The sequence below is a fragment of the Paenisporosarcina sp. P5_A11 genome (assembly GCF_056400705.1).
Map to the genome: position 1 here is coordinate 1 of NZ_JBFUKT010000059.1, position 17,463 is coordinate 17,463.

Below are 17,463 nucleotides of genomic sequence, written 5' to 3' on the forward strand. Positions count from 1 at the left end.
CAATTGTAAATCATACATTTTAGCCACCAGTATTGCCATTTCAGCACGTGTAACTGGTTGAGTTGGTCTAAATGTTCCATCAGGGTATCCTTTAACATATCCTTGCTCATAAGCTGACTGCACATATCCAGAAGAAGATATACCACTTCCTACATCTTTGAAGTAAGTTCCACGTTGTTCTCCGTTTAACCCAATCGCTCTTCCTAGCACAGCAACCGCCTCAGAACGAGTAATATTGACATTCGGTTTAAATGATCCATCGGTTTTTCCGTAAATAATATCATTGTAACCTAAGTAAGCAATGTGACTAGAGTACCAAAGTGATGATGTAATATCAGTGAACTCAGGTTCAATGACATCAATATAAAATACTTTGCGATGCTCTATTCCAGTTTTTTCGACATAATTTGCAACGACTTTATGTGTACCCGCTACCTGGTACATTTCCCAAACGCCTTCTGATTTTGGATTAACTACATCTCCGTTAAAGACTAATTCGATAGATTCGACATTTTCTTTATTTTGAAGATATATTTTTATTTTACCTTTGGATAGTCCATATTTAAAAGACGGGTTAGTATTAATATCTTTTAGGTATTGGACTAAACCAAAACCAAAATGTACATCTCCACCTTTAAGTCCTAAGTCTTCTCCATTAAAGGTCAATATTTCTCTTATTTTATTATTCGAATAACTAGGAAATCTTTCTTTATACAACGCTGCAATTCCTGAGACATGAGGTGCCGCCATAGATGTGCCAGACAGAGTATAATATCCATCTGTGCTTGTATCAAAGTTATCTAGTTCTTTCGGAAAAGTACTAACTATTTGGACTCCAGGAGCAGCTAATTCTACTTTTTCCCCTTGAGAAGATTGACTAAAAATGGATTTATTTAAGTTTACAGCAGATATCGAAATGACTTGTTCATATTTCGATGGATATTGAACCGAATCTAATCTAGTTCCATCACCTTCGTTTCCCGCGGCACCGACAATAATCATATTTTCGTCATAAGCGGATTTAATAAAACTTTGAACAATAACATCAGGACTATCGGTAACAATGCTTAAATTTAATATATCAATATTATTTTTAATTGCCCACTCAATCCCCTTGGCAATACTTGTGGATGAACCCTCATCTTGCCCCAAAGATTTTATAGCATACAGTTCAACATTAGGTGCTATTCCTACAATTCCAAGATTGTTTTGTTGTGCAGCGATAATGCCAGCAACATGTGTCCCATGACCTGAATCATCATCATATGCTATACCTTTTGAGCAATATTCAACTTTATCCATTGTACATATACCACCCGCTACTTTTAAATCTGGGTGATCAATGTCAATTCCCGTATCTAAAACTCCCACCTTCACACCTTTCCCTGTATAGGGAACTGTTTGAGTTGGCCCGGCTTTAATGATTGGAAACTGTGTTGGTACTTTATCTGTAAAAGAAGCACTTTCGTAATCTTTAACAGGGTAAGCGTTTGCATTTGGATATGAATTTATTATTTGTTGTAATTCCATAGGAGTCAGTTCCATTTCGACTATAGGTAAGATATCAAAAGATGCTGTTACGTTTTCTTGTTCCTCAATTTTTTGAATATCTGATACCGTCGAGCGTATTAGGTATTTAGAAGATTGTTCTGCAGAGATATTGGTAGGCGAACTAATCGTACCAAGTAATATGAATAAAACAAGCCACTTCTTCATTGACCTGACCTTCTTTCTATGTAACTTCTAAAATAATACCCTAAAACAAGCTCGAAATGTTTTTACACATTCCGAGCTTGATTATTAATGCAATTTTTTACTAGGTGTTGCACCGAATTGTTTGTATAAAGGTAACACGTCTTGTCTTCCTTCATAATGATAAAAGTAATCCAATGTCGCCAAGAAAAGGGCTTTACCCATTTTTTGACGTTCTGCTTCCGATCGAATATAAACAATATCTTCTGGACTATCAATAAAGCCCAATTCAACTAAAGTAGCAGGCATAGTATTTTCACGAAGTACATGAAAATTTCCATCACCAAAAGGATTTACTCCACGATTTTTTAAGTCCCAAGTTTCTTGCATTCTATTTAGAGAATAGATTGCTAGTGCACGAGATTCGCTTACATATGGATTCGTTGATGCCGTTTTTGCATAATAGAATGTTTCTTGGCCGCTTGCTTCGCCATTTAAAGCATTTGTATGCAAACTAACAAAGGCATCTCCATTATTTTTCGCTGCAAATTCAGTCCGGAAAGGTAAAGTAATATAATAATCACTTGTTCGTGTCATAAATGATTTGATTGGTGTTTTTGCAAAATAAGAGTTCATATGTTTTGCAACATTCAATACCACATTTTTTTCAAGAAATCCATTACCTGAACCACCTGGATCATCCCCACCGTGACCTGGATCAATAATTACAACTAAATCAGACAATGTTGGTGGCGGAGTAGTTGTTGAAGGTTTTTGTAATTGAATATACGTGTTATGTACGTATCCAACTACACCTCCTACCTTGATGACAGACCATTCTCCAACTGAATATGAATATTTTACTTCTTGACCGATTTGAAGTTGTTTCAACCAAGGGTATAAAGTATTAGGACCAGTTCGGAAGTATAAATTGTTTGTATTTACATACATAGTTCGATCAAACGTCTCTGTTTGAGCTGTACGGAACTTCGTGTTAATTCCTCGAGCTAAGAATACAGCAAAGTCCGCACGTTTGATGTTGAGTTCTTGCCCAAAAGTACCATCAGAAATACCTGCAGCAATTCCTTTATCCATTAATGTGGAACTTGCCACACTGACTGTATTTGCTCCGTAATTAAATGTACGATTCATTAGAACAGCCATTTGTCCGCGAGTTAATGTTGCATATGGACGGAAAGTTCCATCTGCATATCCTGAAATTATTCCTTTTTCAACCATTTGTTTAATGTAGCCAGATGCGAAGTTGTTTGAAGATACATCTGGGAATTTTGTTGCCAGTCGCTCTCCATTTAAACCTAATGCACGACCGATCATAGCAGCAGCTTCACCGCGTGTTACTTGTTTGTCAGGTGCAAATTGAGTAGAAGAAACTCCCCCTACAATTCCTCCTTGAACTAGATAATAAATTTCTGCCTGTGCCCTATGCGTCGTTCCAACATCTGAAAATGATGTGTTTGCTAAAGCTGGTTTCAATGGTGCAAAAATCGACACCACTAAAATCAATGCCAACAAACTAATCCACTTTTTCACTCATTCGTCCTCCAATTTCATTAATTACTTTAATCTACCAGAATTAGCTTACGTCATATATTTGTAAAATTCTATATTTCATATGGTCTATATTTTGTAATAATTACATTTTTATATGATTATTTTGTCACAAAAGAGAGTTCGAGAGGAAATTAATGTGTTTTTTGTCCTATTTGTCATCTTAGTTAATAAATTCAATAAACTTTAGAAATGTAAATGAAATACAAGACATTTCACATCATTCTCTTCAATATTGATTGTAAAATCCATTCAACTAAATAATTGTAGAATAATAGTATATAAAATTACTCGGGATTAGAAATCGTTCTGCACAGATACATAAATCAATGAATCGTTAATAAAAAAAATCTGACCAGCAATTGCTGATCAGATTTTTTTTATTAATTTGATGTTGTTGGAATAACTTTGCTAACGTCAACAATTCGCCCTTCAACTGTTGGGTTTACTTCATCTAAAGATGTAATGTATTCGATGAAGTTTTCGTAGTCGACAAATCCAGGCTCAGATACGCGACCTTCTGTATAAGCTTTCCCAAACATTGTAAAACCATCTCCACCTTTAGCAGTGAAAGAGTTTGTTGCTACTGTATATGTTTTTGCAGCATCTAATGCAACATACTTATCACCTTCAAGAACCGTAACTTCTGTTACACGATCTCCAGCAACTTTTTTACTGTCGTATTTGAATTTCATTCCTGCAACATGAAGGAATCCACCGTTTTCTTTTGGTGCTTGACCTACACTAATTTCAAGAGCTCCAAGTAATTCTGTACCTGTTATTTCCATGATTGCTAATGCATTACCGAATGGCATAACTTTCAATACTTCACCAACCGTAATCGGCCCTTGATCCATAGATGCACGAATTCCCCCACCATTTTGTATAGCAATCGTCGTTTTTGAGTTAATTGATTTGGCTTTAGCTAACATACCATCTGTCATCAAGTTACCTAAGTTTGTTTCAGATGTACGAACACCAGAACCGTCTTCATTGTCAGCTAAACGGCTACCATCTAAGGCTACTTTTGCAACTGCACCGGTTTCTTGTGTTTTAAGCTCTTCTACACCCGCTTTGTATGTTGCCAATACATCAACAGCACCTTGATCTGGTGTAATGTCTTTAGATGTATCTAGCAATTCGCCTCCATATAAAGTTACTTCACCCCAAGGATTGAAAGTAACATCCAACGTACCTAAGAATTTACCGTACTCATTGGCTTGTACAATGAGTGTTGGTGCTTCAAATTCTTGTGATACGAATGGTTCTTCTACTTTTGCATGTGTGTGTCCACCAACGATAATGTCAATGCCTTCAACAGATTTTGCTAATAACTTATCATTATCATATTTCTCGGAATCATCAAATCCYAAATGTGTTAACGCGATAACTTTATCTACACCTTTTGCATCAAAAGCTGCTACCGCTTCTTTTGCTGCATCAATGTAATTTGTGATTTCTACTTCACCTGTACTAGAGATGTTTTTTGTCTCTTCAGTCGTCAATCCGAAAATCCCTACTGCTTCACCATTTACATTCGCAATAACGCCGTTGTAAATTTCACCATTGTTGTAATCAAATGTATATCTGTCGTTTTGCAAACCTGCAAATAATTCATCTTTTGAGAAGTCGACATTTGATGAAACCATTGGGAATTCAGCATTTGCTACGAATTCTTTTAAAGCTTTATGTCCGTCTGCAGTAGAACCCAAGTCAAACTCATGGTTTCCAAAAGTCATGGCATCATAACCGATATAATTCATGAATGCAAGATCAGCTTTGCCTTGATATTTATTAAAGTATAGATCTCCAGAGAATACATCTCCAGCATCTAGTAATAATGTGTTGTCATGAGCTTCACGGATTTCTTTTACAGCTGTTGCACGAAGAGGTGCATTATCCAAGTATGCGTGTGTATCATTTGTATGCATAACCATTAAGTCCATGAAACCGAAGTGCTCTTTTGCACGTTCGATGAAAATAGCCATTTCACCGCGTTGTACATTATCATCTGCACCGAATTTCGTGTTTGTTTTACCAGATGTTATTCCAGCTTTTACCAGAGCATCTACATAAGGTGCAAAACGTTCATTAACATCTGTAAATTTAGTTTTCGTTACATTTAGATTAATATCTAGTTCAGCTGCATTTGCAAGAATTAAAGCTATTTGATTACGAGTTAAATAGCTGTGAGATCCAAATGTGTCTTCATCAAATCCGTTGAACACGCCTAACTCAGTCAATGCATCAACTGCCCATTTAGCTCGTGCTGGTACATCGGTAAACCCAGAATCTTTATATGTAGCATCCTTATCCACGCCTAGTGCATTTGCAATTAATACAGATGCATCTACACGTGTAATACTCTCTGAAGTTCCGAATGAAGTAGTAGTCTTACCACTTGTAATACCATTTCCAACTAGGAAATTAACAGCATCTGCATAACGTTCGCTAACATCTGTAAAGGCAATTTCGTCTGACGCTTCTGCTGCTGGAGCTACCGCTAATACTACTGCTGCTAGGGTTACAGTTGAAGCTAGAAATCTCTTATTCTTGAATATCTTAGACATGTTCAATGATCCTCCTTTTTTATGTAAGACAGACCTCTTACATCACTACTTTACCAAAAACAGGTTAATTAGGATAGTGAATTTACTAAATCTTTAGAATAAAATCGAGAGCGATTATAAAATACAAAAACCCCTTCCTAATTTTAATAGTGAAGGGGTTGGCATCTAGCATTAATAGAATTTCTCTACTGCTTTAATATCCAAATAATAGTTAGTGGTAATGTAGAATCAATCGGATACACTAAAACGCTCTCCAAATTATAGCTGTTGGTGAACAAGATAAATGCAAAGTGATTACCTTATTCATTTCTTATGAATAAAACACAGCATAATATTAGCAATTAGTTGTCCATTACGACTTACGATAAATACCAGAGTTTCGATGAAATAGTAAATACCTTCTTAGGTTGCAGATGCTATTTATTTATGCTTCTATTTTTTCAAAAAGTATGCTTTGAACCATGTTTTCAAGTAATTTAGGTAATTCAACGAAGGCACTTTGAATGTGCAGACGCTCCGTTTTTTTGTGAGCGTCTTTTCCAAATGGACCAACATTAAGAACTGGTGCGTTCAGTTCACGCATGCCAGCAAATGGAATGGAGTATGTGTCTCCCCATACTGGTGTATTCGCTTCGAATACTTGCCATCCACCTTTGTCATCTTCGTAATTTACATAGCTTAAATCAGATATCCCATTAAAATAATGGATGCGTTCGATTGAAAGATTAAACTCAGAAGTACCGAACTGCTTTACAAACCTAACACACTCTTCTACTAAAGGATCTTCGCTCGTGTTTACTGCTGGATAATAAGGCGGCGCATAAAGTAGAACCATTGCCGGTGCAAGTTCTTGGCATTGAATCATCAGCGTATCTACAATGCGGAATGATTTTTCACGATCGTCCCATTCCATATGGTCGCGAACAGTCGTCTTCACAGTATCTACATAATCTGAACCGAATTTGTCGACTGCATGTTTTAACAATTCTTCATATTTTAATACTCGAATTTCGCCGACTGGATTTACTCCTTCACGGGAGCAAATACGTTGATAGTTTGCGTTACAATCATCTGCCGCTTCATTTGCTACTTGTTTAAATAACTCCATAACTTCTGCTGCGGTGCGTTTCATGACAAAGACGTTATACAAGGCTGTTGCTCGATAAGATGTTTGTGCAGAATACTCCATTTTCAAGTCGTTTTGCTGAATCGTTACAGGTAATGGCGTCGTTTCTCCTAAAACAGTTTCTTGGAATAACGGATTGAATTCCATTCGTTGCGTTAAATAGGACGCGATATAATTGGCCGTGATTCCACTGAGTGGTTCCCCCACATGTGTTTCCATCCCATAAAAAAGAGCGGACGGCATGATTTTACCAATTGATCCTGTATATAAATAATATTTATCATCACCAGGTTTTTGAGCGAAAATCGGTTCACTATTTAAAAACAGTTTGTATGTTAGACCATGCTGGTCGCGTAAATCATTTAATTTAGAAACAGCCGCTCTCATCCCAGAACTATTTACTTCTTCATCTGGTACTGTTAGCAAAATGAGGTTGATTGGCCATTGTTCTTCACTGGCTTTCTCCACTAAACTCATGTGTAACACGAGTCCCATCTTCATATCCATCGTGCCTCGACCGAATAAATAATTGCCTGATTCTAAATCGATTCGTGCATCATCTGGTAATTCGTCTTTTCTCTCATGCAACGCTTTCGTTAACATTTCAGGTTCGAATGCCAATGCCTCTAGGTCCCCATATTCTTCCGTATTGACGGTATCGAAGTGACTAATTAAGACAATCGTTTCTGTTGCCTGCGGATGTTTATAAAAAGCAGTAAGAAATTTACGCCCTTGGTCCGCGTCTGTCAGTTCGATCAGTTCAGAATGCTCCATGAAATATGGAATGTTCTGCAGTTTTGACTGAATTTTATAGGGAAATTCCCGTTCACCATCTGATAGAGTCATACTCTTCCAACTTACTACTTCACATAATAATGAGCGGAGCTTTTCTGGTGTTGACCACATTAGTTCTGTCATGATGCTACTCCCCCTTGCTACGTCTATTATTTCACTGTTGCGGTTGTCTTAATTTGTTAATATACCCTTCTAATCTATCCATTCCTTTGACTAAAACCGGCATCGCATATGCATACGAGATGCGAATAAAACCTTCACCATGTTCACTAAAAGCACTGCCTGGCACACATGCTAATCCGCCTTCTTTAAGAAGCTTAGTTGCAAACTCAAACGATGTCATACCGAATTCTTTAATAGAAGGAAAAATGTAAAAAGCTCCGTTTGGTTTTACAACGTCTAGTCCCATATCTGTTAGTCGTCCATAAATATAATCTCTACGAGCCACATACTCTTTATTCATTTCTTCAGGAGCATCCTTACTCTCCCCAAGTGCTTCAATCGCAGCATGCTGGCTAGGAAGTGGAGCGCAAACCGAATTGTATTGATGAATTTTAATACAATGTTGCATTAGTGCTTCAGGACCTAGCAAAAAGCCGATACGCCACCCAGTCATGGAATGCGATTTCGATAACCCGTGAATGAGGAATAAACGATCTCGTAACTCTGGATAACATGCAAATGATCGATGCACACCTGAGAACGTATTTTCACTGTAAATTTCATCCGATAATACATAAATTTCTTGCTCTTTTAACACTTCAACTAAAGCATCCATTTCCTGTGGTTCAATGGTGACGCCAGTTGGGTTCGATGGGTAATTGAATAACACAGCCTTCGTCTTCTCTGTAATCATGCTTTTCAAGCGTTCCGGAGAAGGTTTTAAGCCTGTATCGGAAGTATCGAGATACTTAACCTTTGCACCACACATCGTGATAATCGGTGCGTACCCTGGATAACAAGGCGCCGGTAAAATGACTTCGTCCCCTTCTTCCAGTATGGTTCGGAATACGTTGTCGATGGCTTCACTTGCGCCGATGGTAATGATGATTTCCGTTTCAGCTTTGTAGGCAAAGTTGTATTTTTCTTTAAAAAATTGACAGACTACGCTACGTAATTCGATCAAGCCAGCGTTATGAGAATATCCAGTAAGGTTGTTCTCGATTGCCGAAATCCCCGCTTGTTTGACTCGCTCTGGTGACGGAAAGTCTGGTTGTCCGACTGTTAAATTCACTGCATCCGGATAATGGACTAGCTGATTGGAAAATTGACGAATGCCTGAAACGGCAATCTTAGTTATACGTTCGTTTATTGTAAGAGGCATGGTTTTTCAACCTTTCTTATAGTAATGAAGAAATCTTCTTTCGATATTATCCATATGTTCCAGCATGGCTTTTGTTGCAGCGACTTCATCTTTATTTTCAAGTGCGGTAAAGATATCTTCATGCTCCCCACTCGCTTCCATTGCCGAGATTGGGTACGTATTTGCTAGGATCAGGAAGGCGCGATTGACGCCAGTATTAATGGTATGAATCATTTCGCGTAACTTCGTATTTGGATTTTGATTCGCTAGTATTAAATGAAACTCGCGGTCTAGTTCCATAAATTCGTGAAAATCATTTTTGTCAGACGCATGTTTTTGGAGTTTGAGATTATCTCTTAGGGTATTTAAGAACGTAGGCGTCACGAAACGTGCAACTTGTTCAATATTGTATGTTTCAAGCAATTTACGTACTTCCATTTGATGTAGTGCATCTTCTTTCGTGAATGATGAAACACTTGCTGGCTTGCCTGTTTTCAAAACGACGAGTCCATCAGTCGCTAGACGACGAATGGCTTCACGAAGTGGTGTTCGGCTAATCCCTAATTCAATCGCTAATTTTTCTTCACGCAGCTCTTCATTAGGCGCCAATATACCCGTAAGAATATCTTTGCGAATTAAGTTATACGCTTGATCCGCGAGCGACTCAGGTTTTTTAATCTTCTTCAACGCGGTTCAACTACTTTCTTAGTTGTTGTGTATTCTGTATACAGTATATGCGAATAGTTAGTGTATGTATAGGGATTTTCTTTGCTGCAATTTGAAAGACAGTTGAGGGATGTTCCGTCTATGGTTGAGCTGTGAATGCAGTTATCATGTATTAACTATTTGTTAATTAAGAATATTTAATATTTTTCTGTCAGATTGGATAAAAATGTGTAAAATAGAATATAGTTAAATAAATGATTATCGAATTATGGAGGTTTGGTTAAATGGAATTTCCAAAAGAGGAAGTTGGCAAACGAATACGACATTTACGCAAATCTCAAGGATTCACTGCGGACGATATAGCAAAGAAAGCAGGAGTCAGTCAAAGTATGATCTCTCAAATAGAGCGCGGACAAGTGTCTCCTTCACTTGAAACCTTATGGAAAATGAGTCATTGCCTAAAAGTACCCGTCTTCAGCTTTTTCGAGGCGAATAATCAACAAGACGTAACTGTAACCCGAAAAAATGAACAAGTTGAGTTGAAACGAATTCGTCCAAACGCCACTTATCAAGTCCTTTCACCTAGTTTTGGCAAGCAGATCAGCTTATTTAAATTGAGTTTAGCGCCAGGCGAAGTTTCGGACAATCCGTTAGTTTTTCACACTGGTGAAGAGTGCGGAGTTGTTTTAATAGGATCCATACAAGTAGAAATTGACAACAAATTTTATGACCTTGATGAAGGCGATAGCATCTACTTTGATAGTCATCTTTCCCATCGTTTTGTAAATAAGAGTCCACAAACCTCCATCGCTATTTGGGCAATGACGGATCCAATGTGAAACTTTTTCGCTTTTCATCCGTATACATAAGTATCGGAAAAGTAAGGAGGTATATCTTATGTTAAAAAATCCTGGCATCGCCGCCGTATTAAGTTTCTTTTGGACCGGCGTCGGACAAATATATAATGGACAGATAATGAAAGGCTTAATTTTAATTGTTGTCCAAATGATCAATGCTGCTCTAATGTTCGTCTTAATCGGATTCATCACCTTCCCACTCGTGTGGATTTGGGGAATCTACGACGCATACAAAGAAGCAGACAGAATGAATAAACGTAGTTATTAACCACAAAAAACAAACCACTTCCAWWTGGAAGTGGTTTGTTTTTTGTGGTTAATATTTGGTTTCCTTAATAGTGAAACTCTCTATGAGCGGTTTCATGTCGTCTATGAGCGCATCTCTGTCGACTATTCGCAGTTTCACAAAAATAAGGAACATCCAGCAACGATGGATGTCCTTAACAAATCAGCTTTTCTTTCTATATTGTTGCACATGCTATGAGCGGTTTCGTGTCGTCTATAAGCGGATTTCTGTCGACTACGAGCTCAAAAGACGTGGCTACGCGCGAATCTTTTTTGACTATGAGCGGTTTCACAAAAACAAGGGACATCCAACAACGGTGGATGTCCTTAACAATTCTGCTTTTATTGTTTTGATAATGGTTTGCGATATCTGCGCCATCTTCCTTTACCGATCTCTTTTAGACTCAGTTTTTTTAACATGCGTGCTGCTACATCTTTGCTACTTATGTGAAAAAACCTTCGGAATTCAGTATTGTTAATTTCCGGTCCAAAGATATAGAAGTAGTCTTCTAACGTTTGAAGATGTGCATTCGTAGAAATATGGTTATTGGAACACACCCATTTTCGATTCGACCATTTCATACCGATTTCAAAACATACCGGACATTCGACTCCTGTTATGATATCTGTTGAAGTAAGATTATATTTTGCATGCAATGCTTTTTGTTCATAGTCCCTATGATTTATCAACAATTCCTCACCTAGCCGAATTAGTTGCTCCGGGCTAAGAACTTCCTTAATAGTCACCATTTTTCTAATCTTTTTTGTTAAATATCTCGGCCTGACAATATCATACTTGCAGTTATTTGGAATGATATGAGAATCTGAATTTGTAAAAACGATTACTCCTACTACTGGTAAAACCCAATTTCTTCTTAACAATCAATCTTTTAACCAAACGATATTTTTATCTAACTGTTCTTCTGGACTATCCATAATAACTACTTTACCTTCTGGACTCGTTTGCTTCATGAAATGAGGGTTTTGCATTAAATCAACAGTGTGTTTAATATTTTTCACTTCGATAATTAATGCGAAGGATTGAGTAACGAAAAGATTATCAATCTGAAAAAACGAGGATGCTTTTAAATGCAAATCATGAATAATAAAATGCGGTTCAGGATGTTCATACCGTGCCAATTGCTGATCGACAAAATCTTCACCTGAAACACCTGCTTTCGATCTAAAATAGTTACTTTCCACATCATTGAATTTGTGGTGAGCAATATCAAGCCTTTTCTTTAACGCTGCTTGGCCCAAGAAATTTAACTGAGCAGATCTCTTTTTTATTATCATAAAAATCCCCTTTTTTAAAAATGTAGCACAATTAAAAAATTGTATACAAATGCAATAAAATTTCATTTTGGGCAATATCATGATCATAATTTAATTATTAATCACTTTTTTCAATCCAAATTGAAATGTCTTGATAAAAAATGAATATAAAGAACTACATGTTTTTTTGAGACCATTATAAAATTAACGAATTTATTTTCTATGAGCGGTTATGTGTCGTATATGAGCGAAACTGTGTCGACTATGCGTGAATCGGGCAGTTCTTCATTAAAAAATGGTTCTCCAACTAAAAAAAGCCCTCCAGCTAAGCGGAAGACTCTTACATTAAGATGATTCTGATAGAGACTTTTTTAGTTTGTGCTTTCGCCACATGTCTTCTGCAGCACCGGAGCCTAAAATTACTCCTCCTACAATTAAAACAAGTCCAAATATATGTCGACTTGAGATGACTTCGCCTAAAAATAAGGCAGACCCTACTAATGTAAACAATGTATTCAAGTTCATGAAGATGGCGGCTTTTGAAGGTCCTGCTTGACCAACTGAGTAGTTGTATAGCATATGACCGACTGCTGTTCCTACCATGCCACTTCCAAAGAAAGCAACCCAAAACATTGGTGGAACATCAAAGAATGCTTTTATTTCTCCTGGTTCTTGAACTAAGCTAATAATAAACAAGACGATTGAACCTATTAAAAACATATAGGCTGTGAGTAATCTTGGATCTAAAGTTTTCGCAGCTTTACTAATGACCAAGTAACTAAAAACTTGAGATAATATAGATAGGAATACGAACACATCTCCATATGATAAGCCAGATGTCCCATCTCCTGCAGCTAATACTGTCGCACTTACGCCAAGTAGACCGAGAATAACGCCAACCCATTGTAATCTAGATGGGTAAATTCGCATGATTAATGATACTAGTACAGCCGTTATGACGGGACCGGTTCCGAGAATTAATCCAGCATTCGAACTCGTGGTCATCGAAAGACCAATCGATAAAAAGTAATGGTGAAATACTACATTGAGGAGTGCCCCCAAAAGAATAAATTTCCATTCTTGCTTCGTCGGTTTTCTTACCATACGTAGCGTAGCTAAAATAGCGAAAACGGTTATACTCGCTAATAATATTCGAAATGCAGACAGCGTAACTGGCCGAACTTCACTCACTAAGAACTTTACGGCTGGTAAATTAAAGCCCCAAATGAACATGACAAAAACGAGTATTCCGTAAATCTTCCATTGTTTCACGTGGTCAGCACCTCACCGTTTCTTTCGGAAACCGAAAAATAATATTCATTAAAATATACATTCCAAATTTTTTTTGCTTTTCTTACAAACCTATTAATATTGATTATGATATATCTCTTTCGATTGGCTTGAATTTTTTCAAGATATTAATAACCGAATTCATTTCTTCGTTCGATATATCACCAAACGTTTTGTCATAATAGGCATACACGATTTCATCCATTTGTTTAACGAGATTTATTCCCGCTTCAGTTAATGTTAAATAAACTGTACGTCGATCGGTATCACTACGCTCGCGAATGATGTATCCTTTTTGCACTAATTTTTCACTCGTCAACGTGACGTAACTGTTTGTTGCATTTAATCTACGCGCCACATCTGAGACCCGGAGTGTTCGATCATCTTCTAAAGCTCGTAATACTGTAAATTCATTATATGGAATATATCCTTCAAATTCGACGGCAAAATCTTGACGAACTGTACGAACTAAATAACGAAATGACCTTGTAAACTCATATATTAAGTGTTTTCTTTCGTCCATAGTTTACCCCTTCAATAGTAAATAGTTTAGAAAACTTTACTAACAGAACATATTACGCTGACCGAAATGAATTGTCAAACATGTAAAATCTATCGATAAACTCTTAAATTCTATAAAAAAAAACTCTATTCAACTGAGTAGTTAAATAGAGTGAGTGGAGCAATATTGATAAATTTGGGCTGTTACAAGGCAATCGCTTAATGCATCATGTGCATTATGTTCAATTTGTAAGTATTGCGCTAATGTTGTCAATTTATGATTTGGTGTATGATTGATGATTTTCCTTGAGAGTTTTAACGTATCAATTACTGTATAAATCGGGACTTCCATTTTGCTCTCTAGTGCATATAAAAATCCCATATCAAAGGAAGCATTGTGAGCGACAATTGGAAGATCACCTATAAATTCAATTAGTTGATTGATTACTATCTCAATCTTCGGTTCATTACTTACCATTTCGTTAGTTATTCCAGTTAATGAAGTAATCCGTGTAGAAATTGATCGTAATGGATTGACTAATTGATTCATGATATCCAGTTGCTCATGATTTTTATATTTAACTGCTCCAACTTGAATAATTTGGTCAGCACCTGGTCGTAATCCCGTTGTTTCAAAATCAAGCACCACATAATCAGTCACTTTTCTGACGGAAGGATTATATTTCTTTGGGGTTGGCGTTCGTCTTGGTGTCGCCCAATATTGTTGACGTGATTTTCGTCTAAGAAGCTCTGCTGCATCAATCTGATTATCCATCTCATTTCCCTCCGAATCTCTTCCAGCTAGAAGACTATCATCTGCTTGAACTATATACCCAAAAGATAGAAAAGTTAAGCACTATTGACGAAATAGCCATCTTTTATTATGATAATCTTTGTGTTAACTTTCATTAATATCGAGTTAACATAAAAGAAGGAGGTTATCATCTTGAGAAATAATCAATTAAAAATGTTGATCGTAACTGCTCTATTTGCAGCGATTATCGGCATCATGGCACAAATTACTATTCCTCTTCCGCAAGTTCCGATTACTGGACAAACACTAGCTATTGGATTAGCAGCAACGATTTTAGGGAAAAAATACGGAACTTTATCTGTATTTGTTTATATCATGCTTGGGATAGCAGGATTACCTGTATTTAGCGGAATGTCGTCAGGATTAGGGGTTGTCTTTGGTCCAACTGGTGGCTATATTATTGGTTTTCTGCCCGCTGCATTCTTTATTGGATGGATTTTAGAGCGTTTTGGATTTACGGTAACTACAGCAATCATTGCAAATATCATTGGTATGATTATTACATTATCATTCGGTTCAGTTTGGTTGAAATTCGTCGCAGAATTAAGTTGGATGGCTGCAATAACTGGCGGTGTCATTCCATTTATTATTGTAGGGATTATCAAAGCAGTGTTAGCTGCAATTGTTGGGATTTTGGTACGTAATCGTTTAACATCTGCAAAATTACTACCCACTTCATTTGCTAATGCTAATTAAAAAACATCTAAAAACAAGCAATGGAATTAATCCAATGCTTGTTTTTTTTTTGATTTTCTTCTATATAAATATACATTGTTCATTTTCTAGCTAACATATGACAATACATCGCAAATATTTCCCGGGTAATAATGACATAGTACTACAGTATTTTGACAGCATTCTATGTAATTTTAGGATGTTTATTTGAAATAACATGTAATATGTCATTTTCAATTACCAATCTCCAGTTTAAGAAAATCCTTCAAGAACCTTATTACTTCCATTTCATTCCTTCATTGTTTGTTATTCTCTTTTGCGTTTTGAATTTTCTCGCATTTGTCACAATTTCGATAGTTATATGAAAAGGCTTCATGTATAATAGGTGATTGTTGCTTGAAATTAGAAAAATCAAATAGTGTTTTTTTAGATTCTACGATAAACTGTGGAACGAGTCGTCGATATAATCTGACACGAGCAGATGAATGCAGGACAAATATCTCGCCTTCTTTCGAGTCAATGGACAGACGCTTTGGTGCTTGGAGCTAGCTAGTTAGAGAATCCAAGTTTATCTTATATTTTTTAAAAAGGAGTTTTTTAAAATGCAATCTAAAGACAAATTAACAGTTGGAGAAAATATAGTAGTTGGTTTGATGTTATTTGCATTATTTTTAGGGGCTGGGAATATTATCTTTCCACCTTTACTTGGCCAATTTGCTGGAGAATCATTAGTAATCGCCATATTTGGTTTCTTAATTACTGGAGTAGGGTTACCTTTGCTAGCAGTTATCGCCATAGCAAAATCTGGTGGAGGTTTGCAAGAAATTGCGAGTCGAGCCCATCCAATGTTCGGCTTGATATTCACAGTAGTTGTTTATCTCGTTATTGGACCGCTTTTTGCTATTCCACGAACAGGGACAGTGTCATTTGAAATCGGAGTTGCACCCTTTTTACCGGATGCACTTTTAACGGAATCATGGCCTTTGATTATTTTCAGTATTTTGTTTTTTATTATCACTGTGTTATTTGCTTTAAACCCAACTAGATTAGTAGATCGTATTGGGAAAATTTTAACCCCTATTTTAATTGTGGTAATCAGTTTATTAGCAATAAAAAGTATGGTTACACCAATGGGTGATATTGGCCCATCACAAGGTGCTTATAAAGAAAGTCCATTTTTCGAAAGCTTTTTACAAGGCTATTTAACAATGGATGTACTTGCTGCTTTAGTATTTGGGATTGTTGTTATCCATGCCCTTCAAGACAAAGGAGTTCGTGATAAACAAGAATTAGTCAAATCAACCATTTTTGCTGGTGTAATTGCAGCAATCGGTTTATCACTTGTTTATATTTCATTAAGCTTTATAGGTGCAACTAGTACTGAAGCAATTGGTATACAAGACAATGGTGGTTCAATATTAGCGTTATCTTCAAATGTTTTATTCGGTAACTTAGGTAGCATTATTTTGGCTATGACCATTGCATTTGCTTGTTTAACGACTTCTATTGGTTTAGTGGCAGCTGCTTCTMAATTTTTTGAAAAGTTAACACCTAAAGTGTCTTATAAAAAGTATGTGTTCATTTTCTCTGGATTTAGTGCAGTTGTCGCAAATGTGGGCTTAACTCAGCTCATTAGTTTCTCGGTGCCCGTTCTATTGGCCCTTTACCCATTAGCAATTGTATTGATGATTTTATCTTTTATTGATAAATCATTTAATCGCTCACCTATCGTTTACCAGTTGTCATTACTATTCACAAGTTTCATTAGTGTTTTTGATGGATTTAAAGCTGCAGGAATTAAGTTCCCAGTTGTTGAAACCGTGTTGACTAACCTACCACTTTACAGTCAAGGAATTGGATGGCTTATTCCTGGAATCGTTGGCGGTATTATTGGTTTCATCATTTATATAATCAAAAAATGAGAATCCCATTTCGGGGTTCTCATTTTTTTCTGAAACTCTCGGTTTCTTATAGCAAACGTGAAAAACCCCTCGCAGCCGCTGAATTCTGCAAGGGATTTTAATCTATAAGGGGGTCTTATAGAA

The 17,463-nt window shown here is 36.7% G+C and carries 15 protein-coding genes; 4 read left to right on the forward strand and 11 right to left on the reverse strand.

Annotated elements, in window-relative coordinates:
- The 6 genes from AC1DOS_RS10255 to AC1DOS_RS10280 all read right to left on the reverse strand — a co-directional run.
- Positions 1-1,716, reverse strand: a 1,716-nt coding sequence (locus tag AC1DOS_RS10255) for a S8 family peptidase (protein WP_477537415.1), incomplete at its 3' end; no start/stop codon positions are given.
- 84 nt (positions 1,717-1,800) lie between these two features.
- Entirely contained in the window at positions 1,801-3,243 is a 1,443-nt protein-coding gene (locus AC1DOS_RS10260; RefSeq protein WP_477537416.1) for an N-acetylmuramoyl-L-alanine amidase, read from the reverse strand.
- A 401-nt stretch (positions 3,244-3,644) separates the two neighbouring features.
- Positions 3,645-5,831 carry a 5'-nucleotidase C-terminal domain-containing protein gene (locus AC1DOS_RS10265; protein WP_477537417.1) on the reverse strand — a complete coding sequence of 729 codons (2,187 nt, stop codon included), beginning with the start codon at positions 5,829-5,831 and terminating at the stop codon, positions 3,645-3,647.
- A 424-nt stretch (positions 5,832-6,255) separates the two neighbouring features.
- Entirely contained in the window at positions 6,256-7,875 is a 1,620-nt protein-coding gene (locus tag AC1DOS_RS10270; protein ID WP_477537418.1) for a M20/M25/M40 family metallo-hydrolase, read from the reverse strand.
- 31 nt (positions 7,876-7,906) lie between these two features.
- Entirely contained in the window at positions 7,907-9,076 is a 1,170-nt protein-coding gene (locus tag AC1DOS_RS10275) for an aminotransferase class I/II-fold pyridoxal phosphate-dependent enzyme (protein WP_477537419.1), read from the reverse strand.
- Positions 9,077-9,082: 6 nt separating this feature from the next.
- The gene (locus AC1DOS_RS10280; protein WP_477537420.1) at positions 9,083-9,742 is read right to left on the reverse strand and encodes a GntR family transcriptional regulator; all 660 of its coding nucleotides are present in this window, start codon (positions 9,740-9,742) and stop codon (positions 9,083-9,085) included.
- A 263-nt stretch (positions 9,743-10,005) separates the two neighbouring features.
- Between AC1DOS_RS10280 and AC1DOS_RS10285 the strand changes: the two genes are divergently transcribed.
- The gene (locus tag AC1DOS_RS10285) at positions 10,006-10,560 is read left to right on the forward strand and encodes a helix-turn-helix domain-containing protein (protein ID WP_108587230.1); all 555 of its coding nucleotides are present in this window, start codon (positions 10,006-10,008) and stop codon (positions 10,558-10,560) included.
- A 58-nt stretch (positions 10,561-10,618) separates the two neighbouring features.
- Positions 10,619-10,846, forward strand: a complete 228-nt coding sequence (locus tag AC1DOS_RS10290) for a hypothetical protein (RefSeq protein ID WP_108587231.1) — start codon at positions 10,619-10,621, stop codon at positions 10,844-10,846.
- A gap of 359 nt (positions 10,847-11,205) precedes the next feature.
- On the opposite strand, the gene AC1DOS_RS10295 is transcribed toward AC1DOS_RS10290, so the two are convergent.
- From AC1DOS_RS10295 to AC1DOS_RS10315, 5 genes are all read right to left on the reverse strand, one after another.
- Positions 11,206-11,553 carry a hypothetical protein gene (locus AC1DOS_RS10295; RefSeq protein WP_477537421.1) on the reverse strand — a complete coding sequence of 116 codons (348 nt, stop codon included), beginning with the start codon at positions 11,551-11,553 and terminating at the stop codon, positions 11,206-11,208.
- Between the two features lie 192 nt (positions 11,554-11,745).
- Positions 11,746-12,159 (reverse strand): nuclease-related domain-containing protein, encoded by a 414-nt coding sequence (locus tag AC1DOS_RS10300; protein ID WP_477537422.1) that lies wholly within the window; start codon positions 12,157-12,159, stop codon positions 11,746-11,748.
- Positions 12,160-12,483: 324 nt separating this feature from the next.
- A complete protein-coding gene (locus tag AC1DOS_RS10305) occupies positions 12,484-13,410 on the reverse strand; it encodes a DMT family transporter (protein ID WP_477537423.1) in 927 nt (308 codons plus the stop codon).
- A gap of 103 nt (positions 13,411-13,513) precedes the next feature.
- Positions 13,514-13,951, reverse strand: a complete 438-nt coding sequence (locus AC1DOS_RS10310; protein ID WP_477537424.1) for a MarR family winged helix-turn-helix transcriptional regulator — start codon at positions 13,949-13,951, stop codon at positions 13,514-13,516.
- Between the two features lie 141 nt (positions 13,952-14,092).
- The gene (locus AC1DOS_RS10315; protein WP_477537425.1) at positions 14,093-14,704 is read right to left on the reverse strand and encodes a 3'-5' exonuclease; all 612 of its coding nucleotides are present in this window, start codon (positions 14,702-14,704) and stop codon (positions 14,093-14,095) included.
- Between the two features lie 171 nt (positions 14,705-14,875).
- Between AC1DOS_RS10315 and AC1DOS_RS10320 the strand changes: the two genes are divergently transcribed.
- Entirely contained in the window at positions 14,876-15,439 is a 564-nt protein-coding gene (locus tag AC1DOS_RS10320; protein WP_477537426.1) for a biotin transporter BioY, read from the forward strand.
- Between the two features lie 581 nt (positions 15,440-16,020).
- Positions 16,021-17,340 carry a branched-chain amino acid transport system II carrier protein gene (brnQ, locus tag AC1DOS_RS10325; protein WP_477537427.1) on the forward strand — a complete coding sequence of 440 codons (1,320 nt, stop codon included), beginning with the start codon at positions 16,021-16,023 and terminating at the stop codon, positions 17,338-17,340.
- Positions 17,341-17,463: the final 123 nt, after the last annotated feature.

Coding starts and splice junctions, on each gene's coding strand:
- AC1DOS_RS10270 (WP_477537418.1), bottom strand. CDS start 7,875: ATGACAGAACTAATGTGGTCAACACCAGAAAAGCTCCGCTCATTATTA.
- AC1DOS_RS10275 (WP_477537419.1), bottom strand. CDS start 9,076: ATGCCTCTTACAATAAACGAACGTATAACTAAGATTGCCGTTTCAGGC.
- AC1DOS_RS10285 (WP_108587230.1), top strand. CDS start 10,006: ATGGAATTTCCAAAAGAGGAAGTTGGCAAACGAATACGACATTTACGC.
- AC1DOS_RS10290 (WP_108587231.1), top strand. CDS start 10,619: ATGTTAAAAAATCCTGGCATCGCCGCCGTATTAAGTTTCTTTTGGACC.
- AC1DOS_RS10300 (WP_477537422.1), bottom strand. CDS start 12,159: ATGATAATAAAAAAGAGATCTGCTCAGTTAAATTTCTTGGGCCAAGCA.
- AC1DOS_RS10310 (WP_477537424.1), bottom strand. CDS start 13,951: ATGGACGAAAGAAAACACTTAATATATGAGTTTACAAGGTCATTTCGT.
- AC1DOS_RS10315 (WP_477537425.1), bottom strand. CDS start 14,704: ATGGATAATCAGATTGATGCAGCAGAGCTTCTTAGACGAAAATCACGT.